Source organism: Massilia sp. BKSP1R2A-1 (assembly GCF_050586525.1).
GTDB lineage: Bacteria > Pseudomonadota > Gammaproteobacteria > Burkholderiales > Burkholderiaceae_D > Telluria.
On the sequence record NZ_JBOBRE010000010.1, the window covers coordinates 12,880 to 29,636 of the forward strand.

The 16,757-nt window shown below is 65.0% G+C and carries 17 protein-coding genes; 6 read left to right on the forward strand and 11 right to left on the reverse strand.

Going from position 1 to position 16,757, the window contains the following annotated elements; genetic code table 11:
- Nucleotides 1-191 precede the first annotated feature (191 nt).
- The 3 genes from ACQ7JA_RS16025 to ACQ7JA_RS16035 are packed head-to-tail and all read right to left on the reverse strand — an operon-like array spanning nucleotide 192 to nucleotide 2,951.
- Entirely contained in the window at nucleotides 192-1,730 is a 1,539-nt protein-coding gene (locus ACQ7JA_RS16025) for an HAL/PAL/TAL family ammonia-lyase (protein WP_430899455.1), read from the reverse strand.
- Nucleotides 1,727-2,152, reverse strand: coding sequence for an acyl-CoA thioesterase (locus ACQ7JA_RS16030; protein WP_430899457.1), 426 nt, complete (start codon nucleotides 2,150-2,152; stop codon nucleotides 1,727-1,729). The genes ACQ7JA_RS16025 and ACQ7JA_RS16030 overlap by 4 nt, the downstream gene beginning before the upstream one ends.
- A gap of 22 nt (nucleotides 2,153-2,174) precedes the next feature.
- A complete protein-coding gene (locus tag ACQ7JA_RS16035; protein WP_258828949.1) occupies nucleotides 2,175-2,951 on the reverse strand; it encodes an SDR family oxidoreductase in 777 nt (258 codons plus the stop codon).
- A 153-nt stretch (nucleotides 2,952-3,104) separates the two neighbouring features.
- Between ACQ7JA_RS16035 and ACQ7JA_RS16040 the strand changes: the two genes are divergently transcribed.
- The 3 genes from ACQ7JA_RS16040 (at nucleotide 3,105) to ACQ7JA_RS16050 (ending at nucleotide 6,222) form a co-directional block, all read left to right on the forward strand.
- Nucleotides 3,105-4,781 carry an electron transfer flavoprotein-ubiquinone oxidoreductase gene (locus tag ACQ7JA_RS16040; protein WP_430899459.1) on the forward strand — a complete coding sequence of 559 codons (1,677 nt, stop codon included), beginning with the start codon at nucleotides 3,105-3,107 and terminating at the stop codon, nucleotides 4,779-4,781.
- Nucleotides 4,782-4,789: 8 nt separating this feature from the next.
- Nucleotides 4,790-5,752 carry an alpha/beta hydrolase fold domain-containing protein gene (locus ACQ7JA_RS16045; protein WP_430899461.1) on the forward strand — a complete coding sequence of 321 codons (963 nt, stop codon included), beginning with the start codon at nucleotides 4,790-4,792 and terminating at the stop codon, nucleotides 5,750-5,752.
- A gap of 185 nt (nucleotides 5,753-5,937) precedes the next feature.
- Nucleotides 5,938-6,222 carry a hypothetical protein gene (locus ACQ7JA_RS16050; protein WP_430899463.1) on the forward strand — a complete coding sequence of 95 codons (285 nt, stop codon included), beginning with the start codon at nucleotides 5,938-5,940 and terminating at the stop codon, nucleotides 6,220-6,222.
- A gap of 449 nt (nucleotides 6,223-6,671) precedes the next feature.
- On the opposite strand, the gene ACQ7JA_RS16055 is transcribed toward ACQ7JA_RS16050, so the two are convergent.
- The 3 genes from ACQ7JA_RS16055 to ACQ7JA_RS16065 form a co-directional block, all read right to left on the reverse strand.
- Nucleotides 6,672-7,295: an amino acid ABC transporter permease gene (locus tag ACQ7JA_RS16055; RefSeq protein ID WP_430899784.1), complete on the reverse strand. Its 624-nt coding sequence runs from the start codon at nucleotides 7,293-7,295 to the stop codon at nucleotides 6,672-6,674.
- 70 nt (nucleotides 7,296-7,365) lie between these two features.
- The gene (locus ACQ7JA_RS16060; RefSeq protein ID WP_430899465.1) at nucleotides 7,366-8,175 is read right to left on the reverse strand and encodes a transporter substrate-binding domain-containing protein; all 810 of its coding nucleotides are present in this window, start codon (nucleotides 8,173-8,175) and stop codon (nucleotides 7,366-7,368) included.
- A 77-nt stretch (nucleotides 8,176-8,252) separates the two neighbouring features.
- Nucleotides 8,253-8,666, reverse strand: a complete 414-nt coding sequence (locus tag ACQ7JA_RS16065) for a hypothetical protein (RefSeq protein ID WP_430899467.1) — start codon at nucleotides 8,664-8,666, stop codon at nucleotides 8,253-8,255.
- Nucleotides 8,667-8,925: 259 nt separating this feature from the next.
- Between ACQ7JA_RS16065 and ACQ7JA_RS16070 the strand changes: the two genes are divergently transcribed.
- Complete coding sequence (locus ACQ7JA_RS16070) at nucleotides 8,926-10,707, forward strand: glycoside hydrolase family 16 protein (protein ID WP_430899470.1); 1,782 nt, start codon at nucleotides 8,926-8,928, stop codon at nucleotides 10,705-10,707.
- 147 nt (nucleotides 10,708-10,854) lie between these two features.
- Here the strand turns inward: ACQ7JA_RS16070 and ACQ7JA_RS16075 are convergent, their stop codons facing one another.
- The 4 genes from ACQ7JA_RS16075 to ACQ7JA_RS16090 form a co-directional block, all read right to left on the reverse strand.
- On the reverse strand, nucleotides 10,855-11,313 hold the full coding sequence (locus ACQ7JA_RS16075) for a metallophosphoesterase family protein (protein WP_430899472.1): 459 nt from the start codon (nucleotides 11,311-11,313) through the stop codon (nucleotides 10,855-10,857).
- 6 nt (nucleotides 11,314-11,319) lie between these two features.
- Nucleotides 11,320-11,610, reverse strand: a complete 291-nt coding sequence (locus ACQ7JA_RS16080; RefSeq protein ID WP_430899474.1) for a DUF378 domain-containing protein — start codon at nucleotides 11,608-11,610, stop codon at nucleotides 11,320-11,322.
- 110 nt (nucleotides 11,611-11,720) lie between these two features.
- On the reverse strand, nucleotides 11,721-12,344 hold the full coding sequence (locus ACQ7JA_RS16085) for a YcbK family protein (protein WP_430899476.1): 624 nt from the start codon (nucleotides 12,342-12,344) through the stop codon (nucleotides 11,721-11,723).
- Between the two features lie 105 nt (nucleotides 12,345-12,449).
- Nucleotides 12,450-12,980, reverse strand: coding sequence for a GNAT family N-acetyltransferase (locus ACQ7JA_RS16090; RefSeq protein ID WP_430899478.1), 531 nt, complete (start codon nucleotides 12,978-12,980; stop codon nucleotides 12,450-12,452).
- Nucleotides 12,981-13,207: 227 nt separating this feature from the next.
- Between ACQ7JA_RS16090 and ACQ7JA_RS16095 the strand changes: the two genes are divergently transcribed.
- A complete protein-coding gene (locus tag ACQ7JA_RS16095) occupies nucleotides 13,208-14,215 on the forward strand; it encodes a sulfate ABC transporter substrate-binding protein (protein ID WP_430899480.1) in 1,008 nt (335 codons plus the stop codon).
- 315 nt (nucleotides 14,216-14,530) lie between these two features.
- Complete coding sequence (locus ACQ7JA_RS16100; RefSeq protein WP_430899482.1) at nucleotides 14,531-15,463, forward strand: serine hydrolase; 933 nt, start codon at nucleotides 14,531-14,533, stop codon at nucleotides 15,461-15,463.
- A gap of 72 nt (nucleotides 15,464-15,535) precedes the next feature.
- Here ACQ7JA_RS16100 and ACQ7JA_RS16105 read toward each other — a convergent pair whose 3' ends face one another.
- Nucleotides 15,536-16,621, reverse strand: coding sequence for an RDD family protein (locus ACQ7JA_RS16105; protein ID WP_430899484.1), 1,086 nt, complete (start codon nucleotides 16,619-16,621; stop codon nucleotides 15,536-15,538).
- Nucleotides 16,622-16,757: the final 136 nt, after the last annotated feature.

Sequence of the window (16,757 nt, forward strand, 5' to 3'; positions counted from 1 at the left end):
CTATTGTGATGTTATGGACCCGCCGCATCTTTCGAGATGTCGCAGGCGCTGGCCACATTAAAGCATGCATTTCCTTATGGCAATGTCTCAATCGACCAAACACGCCAAACCATGCAGGCTGGATAGGTTGACGGCTGTAGCGTTGTTTTTCCCGCGTACTTACAGTGCGACTGGCTTGTGCCGCGGGCTTTTCATGTATATAGACGCCAGGTCTGCGCACGAATGAGCGCGACCAGTCCGCGCAACTCCATGTCCAGCCGCCTGTCTTCGATCACTGGTGCGCACGCCGCGCCGAGTGCCTGTTCCATCGCATCAAAGGCAAGTGGCAGGCCGCGCGCATTCGTCTCCCTGCCCCGCAGCCATAAGCACTGCCTCATTGTGACGAGCATCGCTGCCGCCACCTGCTCGACGAGTTCGACCACACGCAAGCAGTCTCTCGCAGCGATCGTCCCCATGCTCACCTTGTCCTGGTTGTGACATTCGGTCGAACGCGAGAAAACCGAAGCTGGCATCGTCAGCTTGAGGGCCTCGGCGGTCCACGCCGAGACACTGATCTGCAAGGCCTTTAGGCCATGCGAGATTGCCGCCCGATCCCCTTGCATACCCGAGAGGTTTGCCGGCAGGCCGTTGCTGTAGCGTGGGTCGACCAACAGCGCCATCTGACGATCCATCAGGTCCGCCAAGTTGGCCACCGCGTTCTTCATGCCGTCCATGGCAAAGGCAATATGCCCGCCATAGAAGTGGCCGCCATGCAGCACGCGTTCGCCGTCAGGGTCGATGATCGGGTTGTCGTTAGCACTGTTCAGCTCATTTTCGATAGTAGTGCGGAAGAATGGCAATGCGTCTGACAACACGCCGATCACATGCGGAGCGCAACGGATCGAATAGCGGTCCTGTAGGCGTTTGTCATTCCGCTCTGACCGCCCGTTATAACCAAGGTCCTCTCGCAGCCAGGCAGCGACTTGCTGCATGCCGGCGTGCGGCTTAACGGAAAACAGCGTTTCGTCGAAATGATGAGCGTTGCCATCCAGGGCAAACGAGGTCATGGCGGTGATACGCGTCGTCAGGCGCGCCAGATAGGAAGCGCGGTCCCAGGCCAGGCAGGCAAGGCCAGTCATCACAGCGGTGCCATTCATGATCGCGAGCCCCTCCTTCGGACGCAGGCGCAATGGCGCGATCCCCGCCTCGCGCAAGGCATCCGAAGCAGGAACCTGCACCCCGTCTCGCAGCACTTCCCTCTCGCCGCACAACACTGCCGCGAGATAGGACAGCGGTGTCAGGTCGCCACTGGCGCCGACTGAGCCCTCGCTCGGAATCAGGGGAAGCAGGCCAGCTTCCAGCAAACGCACGATCTGCTCCAGTAGGGCCAGGCTAACACCGGAAAAACCCTTGGAGAGTGAGGCTAGACGGGTCGCAATCACCGCGCGGGTCTGGGTCGGGTCGAGAAATGCTCCCAGGCCGCAGCCGTGATAGGTGTAGAGCTGTCGCGGAAGTTCCTCCACCAGATGCGCCGGAACCGGCACTGTGCACGAGTCGCCGTAACCGGTGGTGACACCGTAGACGACGCCGTCCTCGCGCAGCAGGCGGTCGAGGAAATCAGCGCCGCGAGTGATGCGTGCGCGGAAACGTACATCGTCCGACAGCACGGCGCGTGCGCCGGCCGCGACGCGGACAATATCTTCGATGGTGAGCCGGGTGTCGTCGAACCGGACGGCTGATCCCCCGTTCATGCGGTGTGCAGAATCGCGCGAAGGCGATCGGGCAAAGGCCGCGATTTCTCTGCCTTGAAATCTATCCACACGACCTTCGCGCCGCCCTCGGCGTGCAGGGCGCCGGGCTGGCCATCCGGGCCGACCAGGCGGATCTCGTGCGTGACCTCAATGCTGGAGCGCCCTGGAGTTCCGACAAAGGTAGCGATCTCGATTTCGCCAGGATAGGTGAGCTGCTTCAGGAAACTGCAATGAGCATTGACGATCACCGGCCCTTCGCTCGAGCCGGCCGGATCGGGCAACGCACCCACCTGCTCCAGCCAGGCGATCCGCGCCGATTCGATGTAGCGGAAATAGACGGTATTGTTGACATGACCCATGGCATCCATGTCGCCCCAGCGGATGGGAATGCGCATGGCATGCACGAACTGCTTGTTGCTCATCGATTCTTTCGTTCTCAAATATTCACTGGGCGGTCATCCCGTCGTCGGCCGTGATGATGGCGCCGTTGATGAAATGGGCTTCTTCCGCCGCCAGCAGGAGCAGCAGGCCGTCGAGGTCTTCCGGCCGCCCGGGGCGCTTGCGGGGCAGCATGTCGATCAGCTTGCGTCCCTGCTCGGTGTCGAAGTAGTCCTCGTTCATCTCGGTGGCGATATAGCCCGGGCAGATCGCGTTGACGTTGATGCCGTACTTGCCCCACTCGACCGCCATCGCCTTGGTCATCTGCACCACGCCCGCCTTGCTCATGCAGTAGACGCCGATCTGCGGCAGCACGCGCAGGCCGGCCACCGAGGCGATGTTGACGATGCGGTGCTGCTTGCGCGGGTCGCCCTTGGCGCGCTGGATCATGCGCTTGGCGGTCTGCTGCGCCACGAAGAAGGCGCCGCGCAGGTTGGTGTCCATGATGTAGTTGTAGTCGTCCTCGGTGACGTCCAGCAGGCGCTGGGTGCTCGACACGCCCGAGTTGTTCACCAGGATGTCGATCGGCCCCGCCTCGGTCTCGGCGTGCGCGATGGCCGCCTTGATCGAGCCGAGATCGGTCACGTCCAGGCGCACCACGTGCGCGGCGCCGCCGTCGGCCTCGATCTCGGCGCGCAGCTCCTTCAGGCGCTCGACCCGGCGCGAGGCCAGCACCACCTGGGCGCCGGCGCCGGCCAGCGCTTTCGCGAAGCGCGCTCCCAGGCCGCTCGAGGCGCCGGTGACCATCGCGATCTTTCCTTCGTAATTGACTTCGATACCCACGCTCGCCCTCCTTCACAGAAGGCACCATCTTACACAAATCATCAGTATTAGATTGCCGCATCTAATAATGTCCGTAAAATGGCGCCCAAAGTTGCAAACGTCGATAAAAACCCGCACACTCGTGCTTAAATTTTTTCTATCCCTATAAAAAACATGACTGAGCCAACCAACATCCTCGAACAATATGGACCGCGTGAAGCAATGGAGTACGACGTGGTCATCGTCGGCGGCGGCCCCGCGGGCCTATCCGCGGCGATCCGCCTGAAGCAGCTGGCGGCGGAAAAAGGGCAGGAGGTCTCGGTCTGCGTACTGGAAAAAGGCGGCGAGCTGGGCGCCCACATCCTGTCGGGCGCGGTGATGGACCCGATCGCCCTGAATGAGCTGATCCCCGACTGGAAGGAAAAAGGCGCGCCGCTCAACACCCCGGTGACCGAAGACCAGGTGCTGTTCCTCACGGAGACCAAGGCGATCGCGACCCCGCACTTCATGGTCCCGAAGATGCTGACCAACCACGGCAACTACGTGATCTCGCTGGCCAACGTGGTGCGCTGGCTGGGACAACAGGCCGAAGCGCTCGGCGTCGAGATCTTCCCGGGCTTCCCGGCAGCCGAGATCCTGTACAACGACGACGGCTCGGTCAAGGGTGTCGCCACCGGCAATATGGGCGTCAAGCGCGACGGCGAACCGGGCCCGGACTTCCAGCTCGGCATGGAACTGCACGCCAAGTACACCTTCTTCGCCGAAGGCTCGCGCGGCCACCTGGGACGCCAGCTGATGGCCAAGTATGACCTCAACAAAGGCAAGGATCCGCAGACCTACGGCATCGGCATCAAGGAGCTGTGGGAGATCGACCCGGCCAAGCACAAGCCGGGCCTGGTGGTGCACACCGCCGGCTGGCCGCTCGAGAACGATACCTACGGCGGCTCCTTCCTCTACCACCTGGAGAACAACCAGGTCGTGGTCGGCTTCGTGGTGGGCCTGGCCTACCAGAACCCCTACCTGTCGCCGTACGAGGAATTCCAGCGCTATAAAACCCATCCCGCGATCCGCCACTACTTCGAGGGCGGCAAGCGCATCTCGTATGGCGCACGCGCCATCACCGCAGGCGGCTTGCAATCCCTGCCGAAGACCGTGTTCCCGGGCGGCTGCCTCGTCGGCTGCGATGCCGGCTTCCTGAACACCAGCCGCATCAAGGGCAGCCACGCCGCGATCAAGACCGGCATGCTGGCCGCCGACGCGGCCTTCGCGGCGCTGGGCGAGGGCCGCCAGCACGACGAACTGGCGAGCTACCCGGCCGCCTTCGACCAGTCCTGGCTGAAGGAAGAGCTGCACGTGGCGCGCAACTTCAAGCCCTGGATGAGCAAGGGCCTGTACGTCGGCACCATCATGACCGGCATCGACCAGCTGATCTTCCGCGGCAAGGCGCCCTGGACCCTGCACCACAAGCACGCGGACCACGAATGCCTGAAGCCGGCCTCGCAGTTCAAGCCGATCGCCTACCCGAAGCCGGACGGCAAGCTCACGTTCGATCGCCTGTCCTCGGTGTTCATCTCGAACACCAACCACAGCGAAGACCAGCCGGTGCACCTGACCCTGAAGAACCCGAACGTGCCGGTGGAAGTCAACCTGGCCAAGTACGCGGGCCCCGAGCAGCGCTACTGTCCGGCCGGCGTCTACGAGTTCGTCAAGACCGACGAGGGCAAGGATCGCCTGCAGATCAACGCCCAGAACTGCGTGCACTGCAAGACCTGCGACATCAAGGACCCGACCCAGAACATCGTCTGGGTGACGCCGGAAGGCGGCGGCGGCCCGAACTACCCGAACATGTAAGGGTGGCCATGCGCGCCTTTCCCATCCGGCCGGCGGCCCTGCTGCTGGCCATGCTGGCCGGGTTCGCCGTCGCCCCCGCGGCGCTGGCCTTCGACGCGAAAGCCGGGAACCCGCGCTTCGAGCTGCTGCGCAAGCAGGGATTCCGCATCCAGCCGGACATCGGCTACCTGACCGCCAGCGGCAAGGAGCTCAAGCTCGACGTCTACCGTCCGGCCGGCAGCGAGGCCAAAGCCCTGCCCGTGGTGCTCTACTTCCACGGCGGCGGCTGGGTCGCCGGCTCGCGCGAGCGGGCGGCCTTGTCGAGCCTGCCCTTCCTGCACATGGGCTTCGCGGTGGTGAACGTCAGCTACCGCCTGGCCAATGTGGCGCTGGCCCCGGCCGCCGTCGAAGATACCCTGTGCGCGCTGCAGTGGGTCGGCATCAATGCGAAGAAGTACGGCTTCGACGTGAACAAGGTGGTGACCTCGGGCGATTCGGCGGGCGGCCACCTGGCGCTCGCCACCGCGATGATTCCCTCCGACTCGCCCTTTACCAACCAGTGCGCGGCCAACGAGCCGACCTGGAGCGGTCCGTACGTGAACGCGGCGCCGAAGGTGGCGGCGGTGGTCAACTGGTACGGCATCACCGACGTCGCCGACATGCTGCAGGGGCCGAACATCCGCTCCTATGCGGTGGCCTGGTTCGGCAGCATGCCGGGACGCGAGGCGCTGGCGAAGTCGCTCTCGCCCCTGAGCCACGTGCGCCCTGGCGGCCCGGCGGTGTACACGATCCATGGCGACGCCGATCCCCTGGTGCCCTACGCCCACGGGGTGCGCCTGAAGGCGGCGCTCGACAAGGCCGGCGTGAAGAACGTGCTGCACACGATTCCCGGCGGCGGGCATGGCGGCTTCAAGCTCGAGCAGGTCCAGGGGGCCTACAAGGGCATGCAGGGCTTCCTGCACGAACTGGGACTTGCGCCGAAAGCGCCCTGAACCGCTGTCGCAGCCGCGTTTAAGGTGGCTGAGTATGTACGCCCAGTCCTACGGGCACCCCTCCCCGATTCCGATTGCCCCTGCCCGTCAGGGGTTTAAGATGAACTCCTCAACCATCGATCAAGGAGACTGGCATGGGTGACAACAAAGGACATGGAGTCAAGGGACCGCGTCACGACAACGATATGGGTGACCAGAGGGACGACCTGAGCATGAACCAGGGCGGCCAGCAACAGTCGGGTAAGCAGCAGCCGGGACGCCAATCGGGGAATCTGCAGTCTGGCCAGCAACAGGGCAGTCAGCAGTCCGGTCAGAAACAGCAAGGCAGCCAGCAATCGGGCGGCCAGCACGCCTCGGGCGGCACGCCGGCACTGGATGACCTGGGTTCGCGCCAGGGAGAATCCGCCAAGGATGCATCCCAGGCCTGGAGCCAGGACAACGGCATCGACAAGCAGCGCGGCAAGCGCTAGACGGCACCCTCACTGCAGGGGCGACACCGCGGGCAGGCTTCCGGGCCGCCGCGGTGTTTTTGCGTCTGCATACTGCCGGGCTTGTGCGAACCCTCCGACACGCAGACCTGACGCTGTCCGATTGCCGGCCCGCGTGGAAGGACTATGATGGAGTCATCGCAGCAAGCATGGAGCCGAGTATGGGTGAAAACCAGAGCAATCAGCAGAAGCAATCGCGTCCCGATCCTGCTGTCGCGGATCCCGACAAGGACTAGGTCAGCACCGCCGGCCAGGGCCAGGGACTGGGCAATCAACAGTCCGACAGCCAGCAGTCCGGCAACAAGCAGTCTGGCCAGCAAGGCAGTCAGCAGCAAGGCGGCCAGGCCGACCAGCAGCGCGCCAATCGTTGAACCGGCACGCAAGCTGCACAGCGCGCACCGGGGCGTGACCCGGTGCGCGTTTCCATTTGCTCAGCGCGAAATGTGGGCGCGGTTCAGGCGCCGCTCCGCGCGCCGCTGCAGCGCCTCGAAGAACAGGCTCAGCACCCAGTAGATGCAGGCCGCCGCGATATAGAGCGGCAGCGGCTGGAAGGTCGTGGCGATCACCTCTTTCGTCGCCAGCATCAGTTCCGTCAGGGCGATCACCGAGACCAGCGAGGTGTCCTTGATCAGGCTGATCAAGGTATTGCTCATCGAGGGCACGGCGATACGCAGGGCCTGGGGCATGACGATGTGGTGCAGGGTCTGCCAGTAGCCCAGGCCCAGGCTGAAGGCCGCCCGCCACTGCCCTTCGCTGACCGCGCGGATGGCGCCGCGCAGGCTCTCGGACAGGTAGGCGCCGCTGTTGAGCGAGAGTGCCAGCACGCCCGCCGTCACCGGAGTGAACTCGATGCCCACGCTCGGCAGGCCGTAATAGATGACGAAGATCTGCACCAGCAGCGGCGTGCCGCGCATCGCGCTCACGTACAGGCTGGACGGCAGGCGCAGCACGGCCCAGGGCGAGATGCGCATCAGGGCCACGGGCAGGCCGATCGCCAGGCCGCCGATCATCGAGGCGACGGCGAACAGCAGCGTGTAGCCGGCGCCCGTGAGCATCACCGGCGCGGCGTCGCGCAGCAGCGCGATCAGGTCCGTCACGCCGGCACGCGCAGGGTGTGCGTCATGCTCATGGCGCGCGGGTGGCGTCGATGCCGAACCACTTGATCGACAGCGCCTTCAGGGTGCCGTCGTTGGCGGCGTCGAGCAGGATCTTGTCGAGCGCCGCCTTGAACTGGGGGCTGCCCTTGCGGAAGGGGATGCCCATGCGCTCGACCGCGCCGACCTTGGCGCCGGCCTTGATCGGCAGCTGGGAATTCTTCAGCAGGTAAGCCACCATCAGGCTGTCGTTCAGGGCCGCGTCGATGCGGCCGAAGGCCAGGTCCTGCAGGTTTTCCGGGGCCGCCGGATAGCTCTTGACCTCGATTCCCGGCACTGCCTTGGCCTGCTGCTCGAACACGCTGCCCTGCCCCACGCCCAGGCGCTTGCCCTTCAGTTCGGCCAGGCTCGTGTAGGTCGCGCGGTCGTTCTTGCGCACGATGAGCTGGGGATGCGAATAGGTGTAGGGACGCGAGAAATCGAAGGACTGTTCGCGCCTGGGGGTGATGCCGACCTGGCTGACGATGACGTCGTATTTTCCGGCCGCCAGTCCCGCGAGGATGGCTGCCCATTCGGTGGCGACGAATTCCGGACGCAGGCCCAGCTTGTTCGCCACCAGTTTGGCGACGTCGACGTCGTAGCCCGTGAGCTGCCCGGTCTTCGGGTCCTTGTAGTTGAAGGGCGGGTAGGTCCCTTCCATCGCGATGCGCAGCACGCCGCGCTTCTTCGCATCCTGGAGCAGGTCGGCCGCCTGCGCGGGGCTTTGCATGGCGAGGCATGCCAGGGCCAGGCCGGCGCACAGTGCGGCGCGGCGCGTGACCAGGTTCGAGTGCTTGACCATCGTTCCTCTCAGTGGACAGGGGAACTGACTTTATAACCGAAAAACGGCGGCCGCGGGAAGGACCAGCCTTCCCTGCCCTAGTAGCTCCCGCGGCGTGCGCGTGCGCCGAAAGGATGGCCGACCACCAGCGTGGTGCTCAGGACCAGGGTCGAGAGGCCGAGGATCAGCTGCACCAGGCGGTCGTCCGGCAGCACCCACACCTGGCCGCGCGGCGCCTCGGCGCCGGTGGCGGCGGTGATGAGGGGGGCGATCCAGTCGGCGTCTGGCTCGACGTCGAGCACCACGGCGTCGCCCGTGGTCTGCATGTAGACATTGCCGCCTTCGGCCAGGGTGAAGCAGATGCCGACGCCGGTCTCGGTCGGCTTCACCAGTTCCTGCAGCGCGCGATTGTGCTCGTCGATCCAGAGCTCGACGTCCTGCGGCGTCTCGAGATGGTTCCAGGGACGGGGACGGAAGCGCGGCTGCGGTGCGGTATCGGATGGCGAGGTCATGTGATGCAGGTGAAAGCGGGAGGAGCAGTATCTTAAGGCATTTTGACGCCGCAGACTCGTATGCATTGATCCACATCAAACCCATCCGCACGATTGCATTTGACGCACTCGTCAATACGGCATATATTTTCAAGCACGAAGTGGAAAGGTTTCCATTCATAGCCTCAGCAGGATCATTCGAGACCAACGACCAAGTTGGCAAGCCGTGGAACGCCGTCCTGGCGCTCCCTACATTTCACGGAGTACATGAGGAGCCGAAGTGAATAATCAGAACCAGAACCGTCACTCGTATTGGAAACCTTTCCAGAATTTGTCCGCGGCTGTCCTGCTCGCCTGTAGCGCGCAGGCCGGGGCGGGCGTCACCAATCCCGTCATCGGCCAGCTACTGTGGTCCGAGGAATTCAACGGGACCACCCTCAACACCGCCGTCTGGACGCCCTCGGACGGCAACGGCTGCCAGATCAACCTGTGCGGCTACGGCAACGCCGAACTGCAGTACTACAGCCCCAACAACCTCTCGATCGTCAACGTGCCCTTCGAATCCGGCACCCGCGCGCTGGCGATCCAGGCCCGGGCCCAGGCCATGGGCGGCAACTCCTTCACCTCCGGGAAGATCGACAGCAAGGGCAAGGTGCAGGTCCAGTACGGCATGATCGAGGTGCGCATGGCCACCCCGAACATCGCCACCGGCCTGTGGCCGGCCGCATGGATGCTGGGCGTGAGCCCGCAGACCTGGCCGCGCAACGGCGAGATCGACATCATGGAGATGGGCCACAAGGCATCCAGCCGCGCCGCCGCCGGCAACCCTTCCGCCAACAACTTCGTCGGCTCGAATGTCATCACCTGGCAGCAGGCCGCCTGCGTGCCGGGCAACGAGAGCTGCGCGGCCTCCACCGCCTGGCAGACCAAGAACTGGTACGTGCCCACTACCTCGCTGGCCAACCGCTTCGTCACCTACCGCCTGTACTGGGACGAAAGCCAGATGCGCTTCACCGTGGTCGACAATGGCGTCGAGCGCAATATGTACGACGCGCCGCTGCCCGTGAACTCCACCGCCCTGCAGGCGCCCTTCTACCTCCTGCTCAACCTGGCCGTCGGCGGCAACTTCACCGACGCGGCCAATCCGGGCCAGGTGACGGCGCCGCTGCCCGGCACCATGTACGTCGACTATGTGCGCGTCTACCAGATGGACGGCAAGGGCCAGGTCAAGCTGGGCAACCAGACCGTGCCCGAAGCGGCCGGCAAGTTCGGGGTCTTCACCGACACCACCGCCGTGAACGGCAAGCTGGTGGCCGGCACCAGCTCCGACATCTTCCTCTGGAACGGCGCCTCGAGCGGGGCCGGCAGCACGGCGCCGTATGAGGGGAGCAACGTCATCGCCTGGGCCTATACGGCGCCGGGACAGTGGTTCGGCGGCGGCGTGCAGGCGCGCCAGGCGCGAGACCTGAGCAACTACCGCAACGGCACGATGCGCTTCCGCATCAAGATCCCGGCCAACGTCTCCTTCAACATCGGCGTGGGCGACACCTACACGAACCAGAACTGGGTCAACTTCCCGGCCAACACCACGACCCACGGCCTGGTGCGCAACGGCGAGTGGGCCCAGGGCAGCATCCCGGTCTCGACCCTGCTCGGCACCAAGGTGGCGGCGCAGTCCCTGCTCGACGTCTTCATGATCTCGAGCGACGCCAACCGCCTGCCCGGCTCGACCTTCCAGTTCGCGATCGACGACATCGTCTGGGATTCGGGCAGCGGCGGCGCCACCAACCCGACGCCGACGCCGACCGGGCCCACCTGGGTCACCCAGCTTTCCGCCACCACGCTGCAGTTCAGCACCAATACGGGCAGCTGGGCCGACGTGCACTACACGGTCAACAACGGCCCGCAGCAGAACCTGCGCATGCGGCTCGACGGCACGACCAACGGGTATAGTGCCGGCGGCCTGAAGATCGGCGACGTGGTGCGCTACAGCTTCACCTATTGGGACACCACGCGCAACTTCGCAGTGGATACCGCGTGGGCGAGCTATACGATGAAATAGTAGGGGTGGCCCGGTCCAGTGAACCGGGCCACGCTCTGCCGACCGCGCGTTCAACCAGCCAGTGAATGGTCGCGCTGCATCCGTTCATGCGGGAGTTGAACGCGCGCACGGCGGAGCCGTGCACCGGTCCACTGGACCGGTGCACCCCTACTCGGCCAGGGTTATCAGCCTGGCCGTCACCTGACCACCGTCGATCAGCAGTTCACCGACCGAAATCGGCAAGGTGAACCGGCGGCGCCCTGCGCTTCCGGGATTCACAAACAGCACCCCGTCGCGCTCGTAGCTAGCGGGCTTGTGCGAATGCCCCGACACCACCACGCGCATGCCGGCCGCGCGAGGATCGAGCGGCAGTTCCTTGATGTCGTGGATGATGTAGACGGCGATGCCGCCCAGGCGCAGCGTGGCGCTGTGCGGCAGTTCGGCCGCCCAGGCCCCGCGGTCGTTGTTGCCGCGTACGACGGTAAGGGGCGCAAGCGCCGCCAGGGGCGCGAGGATCTCGGGCCCGGTGATGTCGCCGGCGTGGATGACGTGGTCGCTGCCCCGCAGGAAATCCAGCGCCTGCGGGCGCAGCAACCCGTGCGTGTCGGAAATCAAGCCGACCCGCATCCCGGCCTAGTGCCGCTTGCTGCCCGCCATCTTGGCGGTGGTGTAGATGGAATACAGCGCCGCCAGGCCCACCACGACGTAGACGATGCGGGTCGCCGGGGAACCCGGACCGAAGATGGTGGCGACCATGTCGACGTCGAACAGGCCGACCATCGCCCAGTTCAGGCCGCCGATGATCAGCAGCGCCATCGCCAGGTAGTCGAGGGCGGACATCGCCGAACGCTCGCGCGCATGCGATGCGACGCGGCGTTCACCCGTGGTCCTGCGGTCCATCGTTGGAGCATTCATCGTTGCCATGCTTGCCTCCTTGGGAAAGTTGACATGGAGCCGGGACGATCATCCCGGCCTTGACGACTTCATATTAGCCCAAGTCCGATGGCCCGCTCGCACGGGTCGCCAGCGCCGGATCAGCCCTTCCAGGTACGGTTCAGGCCCGTGTCCGCATGGATCCAGCCGCCCCTGGGGCCGGAACGGTAGTAGTAGCCGACCCCGCCCTGGCGGAAGCTGCGGATCAGGCCGCCGAGCACCTCTTCGTTGAGGCTGGCGATGCGGATGTCCGCCGCCTTGCCGACCATGTGCAGGGACTTGCGCGCGGCCGGCACGCCCTCCTCGACCAGGCGCTTGTTCGACGCTTCGGTGCGGTAGCCGGACAGGATCTCGAGCGGCTGGTTCATGCCGTAGCGGGCGATGAAGGCCTGGGTGCCCCACAGCACTTCGAACAGCTTGGGGTCGATCGGCGCGGTCTCGCGGCCGTTGACGTCGCGCAGGATGTGGCACAGTTCCTGGTAGGCCGAGTCGATCACTTCGCCGTCCTTCCAGTACAGCACCTTGGCCCGTTCGCCGCTCTGGGGCCGGACCACCGACAGGGTGCGCGGCTTGACCCAGAAATCGAGATCGAGCAGCTGGGCGTCGAACAGGTCGGGCGGCGGGGCCATGTCGGTGGCCTGGGCCGCCGCAGCCAGGGGGGCACCGATGGCCCCCAGGGCGCCCAAGGCAGCGCCCCCTTGCAGGAATTCTCTACGTGAAACCATAAGACACTCTTCTAGATGAGATGGTTACTATAGCGTAAGCTTCTCAATCGAAAAAGATGTGTTCGCGCGTGTGTTGCGGCGCTACAGCCGCGAACGCCGGCCAACTCAGCCGTTGCAGTTGCAGAAGCGCTTGCTGGCCGCGCCCGGCGCCAGCGCGCAATTCGCCTCCAGGCTTTTCCACAGCAGGTCGCTTTCCATGCCGAAGCAGGAGGTGTCCTTGCCGGCGTTGATGTAGCCCTGGCGTTCGAAGAAGGCGCTGGCGCTCGGCGGGCTGTACAGGTGCAGTTTCTTGATGTTCCAGGTGCGTGCCTGCTGCTCCACGGCGTCCAGCAGCGCACGGCCGACGCCGCCACGCAGCGCTTCCGGCAGCACATAGCACAGGGCGATCTTGCCGGCCTGGGTCAGCAGGCACAGGCCCAGCAGGCCGCCCTCCTCGCCCTCGGCGACGACGGCAAAATTGCTGGGCGAAGCGAACCAGGCAGCGACGTTGGCGGACGTCTTGTTGCCCAGCCATGCCTCGAGTACGGCCGGCTTGCCTTCGTGGTCGGCCCGGCAGCCGATCTCGATCGAACGGCGCAGCAGCGCGCAGGCAGCGGATGCATCAAAGGGCGCCGCCTGTCGGATTTCAAAACGCATGGACATCTGGCATCAATCTGGTTCATTCAAATACGGTCAACACGGGCGCCGCCGGCGCACAGCAGGGCCCGACTATACACTGAAACGGCAAGGGTCTGCTGCGGGCGCCCGCAAGGCGAATCCTTCGCTCATCGGTACTAAGCATATGACAAAACTATTGTTCCGTAGTTTGACGAATTTACGGATGATTCAGCTTGTCCAAACAAGTTACGAAAAGAGAAAACGACATGCTCCCGACCTCCCCGCTTCGCCGCCTGATCCTCGCCCTCGCGCTGGGCGCCGCCCTGCCCGTGACGGCCAGCGCCGCCACGCCCGAGCTGCTCAACGTCTCCTACGACGTGGCGCGCGAGCTGTACAAGGACATCAACCCGGCCTTCATCGCCGCTTACAAGCAGCAGACCGGACAGACCGTGACCATCAAGCAGTCGCACGGCGGTTCCAGCAAGCAGGCGCGCGCCGTCGCGGACGGCCTGGAAGCCTCGGTCGTCACCATGAACCAGGCCAACGACATCGACATGCTGGCCGAGCGCGGCCTGGTGGCGAAGGATTGGGCCAAAAAGTTCCCCAACAATGCGGCGCCCTACTACTCGACCATGGTCTACCTGGTGCGCAAGGGCAACCCGAAAGGCATCCGCAACTGGGATGACCTGGCCAAGCCGGGCGTGCAGGTCATCATCCCGAACCCGAAGACCGCCGGCAACGGCCGCTATACCTACCTGGCAGCCTGGGGCTCGGTGCTGAAGAAGGGCGGCAACGACGCCCAGGCGCGCGAACTGGTGGGCCGCATCTTCAAGAACGTGCCGATCCTCGACGCCGGCGGCCGCGCCGCCACCACCACCTTCACCCAGCGCCAGATCGGCGACGTGCTGGTGACCTTCGAGAACGAAGTGAGCATGGTGCGCAAGGAGTTCGGCGACAACTTCGAGGTGGTCTACCCGACCGTCTCGATCCTGGCCGAGTCGCCGGTCGCCGTGGTCGACAAGGTGGTCGACCGCCGCAAGCAGCGCAAGGAAGCGACGGCCTACCTGAACTTCCTGTACTCGCCGCTGGGACAGGAAATCGGCGCGAAGCACTTCCTGCGGGTGCGTTCCGATGCGGTCATGAAGAAGTATGCGGCGAACTACAAGCCGATCCAGCTCTTCACCGTCGACGAGCTGTTCGGCGGCTGGAGCAAGGCCCAGGATCGCCACTTCGACGATGGCGGCGAATTCGACAAGATCTATCAGTCGAAGTAAGACGAATGAACAGGCCCTGCCTTCGCGCAGGGCTTTGTTTTTATAGCAGGCATTCTGGGGTCAGACTGACCATTCTCATGGACAGCTTGCCAAGCTCGTCGTTATTCTGCATAAAAATGCCCGTTCACAAGCCTATTTTTGCCTGTGCGCCATAGACATGCATCAGGCTTGATGCTATCTTCCAACTCCTGTAGTTGCCCTACAGCCAGATAGTTGACCGCGCACTAAGTGTACATACGCTGCGCCATCCGCTCAACGCAACCCTTGCCTGACCCGACAATGCTCAAAAAATTGTTTGCCGCCGTTGTGATGTCCATGTCGGTTTCCGCATTCGCGGTACCGTTCGGCTCGCAGTCGGTGCTCGTGGTAGAAGATGACACCGGCAAGATTTTGCTGGAAAAGAATGCCGATCGCGTCGTGCCGATCGCCTCGCTGACCAAGCTGATGACCGCCATGGTCGTGCTGGACGCCAGGCAGGACATGGACGAGTTGATCGAGATCGACCGCAGCGACGTCGACACCGTCAAGCACAGCAGCTCGCGGGTGCCGGTCGGCGCCCTGATCTCGCGCCGCGACGTGCTGCAGCTGGCCCTGATGTCCTCGGACAACCGCGCCGCCGCCGCGCTGGCACGTACCTATCCGGGTGGCAAGGAAGGCTTCAAGGCCGCGGTGCGCCGCAAGATCGCGGCGCTGGGCATGAGCCAGACCGTGATCGAAGAGCCGACCGGCCTGAACCCGCACAACCGCTCGACCGCCGGCGACCTCGTCAAGATGGCGGCCGCATCGAGCAAGTATCCCGAGATCACGGCGATGACCACCGAGTCGAAGGACCTGATCAACATCAACGGCCGCGAAGTCGAGTACCGCAACACCAACCGCCTGGTCGGCGCCAAGGGCTGGGACATCGGCCTGTCGAAGACCGGCTATATCCAGGAAGCCGGCCGCTGCCTGATCATGAACATCAAGGCCGGCGGCAAGAACGCGACCATGGTGCTGCTCAATGCCGGCGCCTCCTCGGCCCGCATCCTGGACGCACTGAACATCCGCCGCTTCATCACCGGCGAAGAGGCGCCGGTCGTGGCGCGCGCCTCGAACCGCGCGCCGCGCTACAAGGCCTCCTCGAGCCGCGCCCGCATCAAGGCAAGCGCCGGCGGCCCGCGTATCAAGGCCAGCGCCGGCAAGACCAAGGTCAAGGCCGTCAAGAAGCGCAGCAAGGCGAAGGTGGTGCCGAAGCGCCGCAAGAAGTAATCCAGCGCTGCTGCGTGCAGCAGGACGAAGGGGCCGCAAGGCCCCTTTTTTCGTTGGCGCCCGCCTTGCCGGCTACTCGCGCGGCGTCACCGTGTCCCACAGGCCCTGCTCCAGCGCGAGCACCAGCTGGTCCGTGTAGGCCGCCGGCGGCGACTGCATCGCCATCACCCGCCAGGCCGCGCCCTTGACTTCGACCACGCGCAGGCGCACCCGCGCCGCCCCATCCGTTTCCTCCCCCGTCACGACCCAGGACGACTTGCCGCGAAACTCTTCGAGCTGGCCGCCGGGCAGCGCGAACTGCTTCTCCAGCCGCTCCACGAGCGCGCGCGAGTACTGCGCAATGGTGGCCTCGCCATGCGCCTCGCGGGCCAGCAGGACCACGGCGTGCTCGGTGTGTTCGGTGAACACGTGCAGCACAAGGCCATCCTCGTCGGTGAAGGTTTCGTGACGCCACTGCGGCGGCACCGTCGCCATGCGCCCGGTGGCGGGATTGGTCCAGGCATAGGGCGAGGCCGCCAGCACGGCGGCCATCTCGCGGCTGTCCTGGCGGTCCATCGCGTCCAGCGCCACCACCACCAGGAAAAGGAGAAAGAAGGAAATCGCGAAAACGATCTTGCGCCACCAGCGCACCGGCCGCGCGCGCACCAGGAAATAGTCGTCGTCGTAACTTGCCGCTTCGCCGCGGCGCAGCCGCAGGCCCTGGCGCGCCATCGTCAGCAGGGAGACGGCAGGCAGGCCGAAGCCGAAGCCCGCGCTCCAGACCCCCATATTGCGCCCGAGGATTTCGCGTAGCCCGGGAAAGCGGCCGTCCGCCGTCACCACGCGCAGGCCCAGCATGGCCTTGCCCGGCGTGTTGCCTGCCGCCGCCTGCACCAGTGCGTCCAGCAGCAGGCCCGCGGGAATGCAGGCCAGGCCGAACAGCTTCCAGCCGAAGGGCGTTTCGAGCCAGCGCAGGAAGCCCGGCGAGGTGCGGCACAGGGCATAGCCGAGCACCGTGGCGATCAGGCCCGTATGCCACCAGACGTCGAAGGTGCGGGCGAACCAGCGCGGCCAGGCGCGCGCCGGGGACTCGCGGGACGGGGCGAAGCGTGCCCGGGCCAGCGCGAGGCCATCGAGGTGGGAAGCGTGGGGCACCGCATTCGGGGCATCTCGCCGCATGACTGCTCCAGTCTGGCCTGCGCCCGCTTGCCTTGCGGCGCCACCGGCGTCACCCCGGATGTTCACCTGTTTCCCAGGGTGGCGAATATCGATTTCGCAAACGACAGTGAGACCGTGCGGAAAGCCTCCAGGTTCA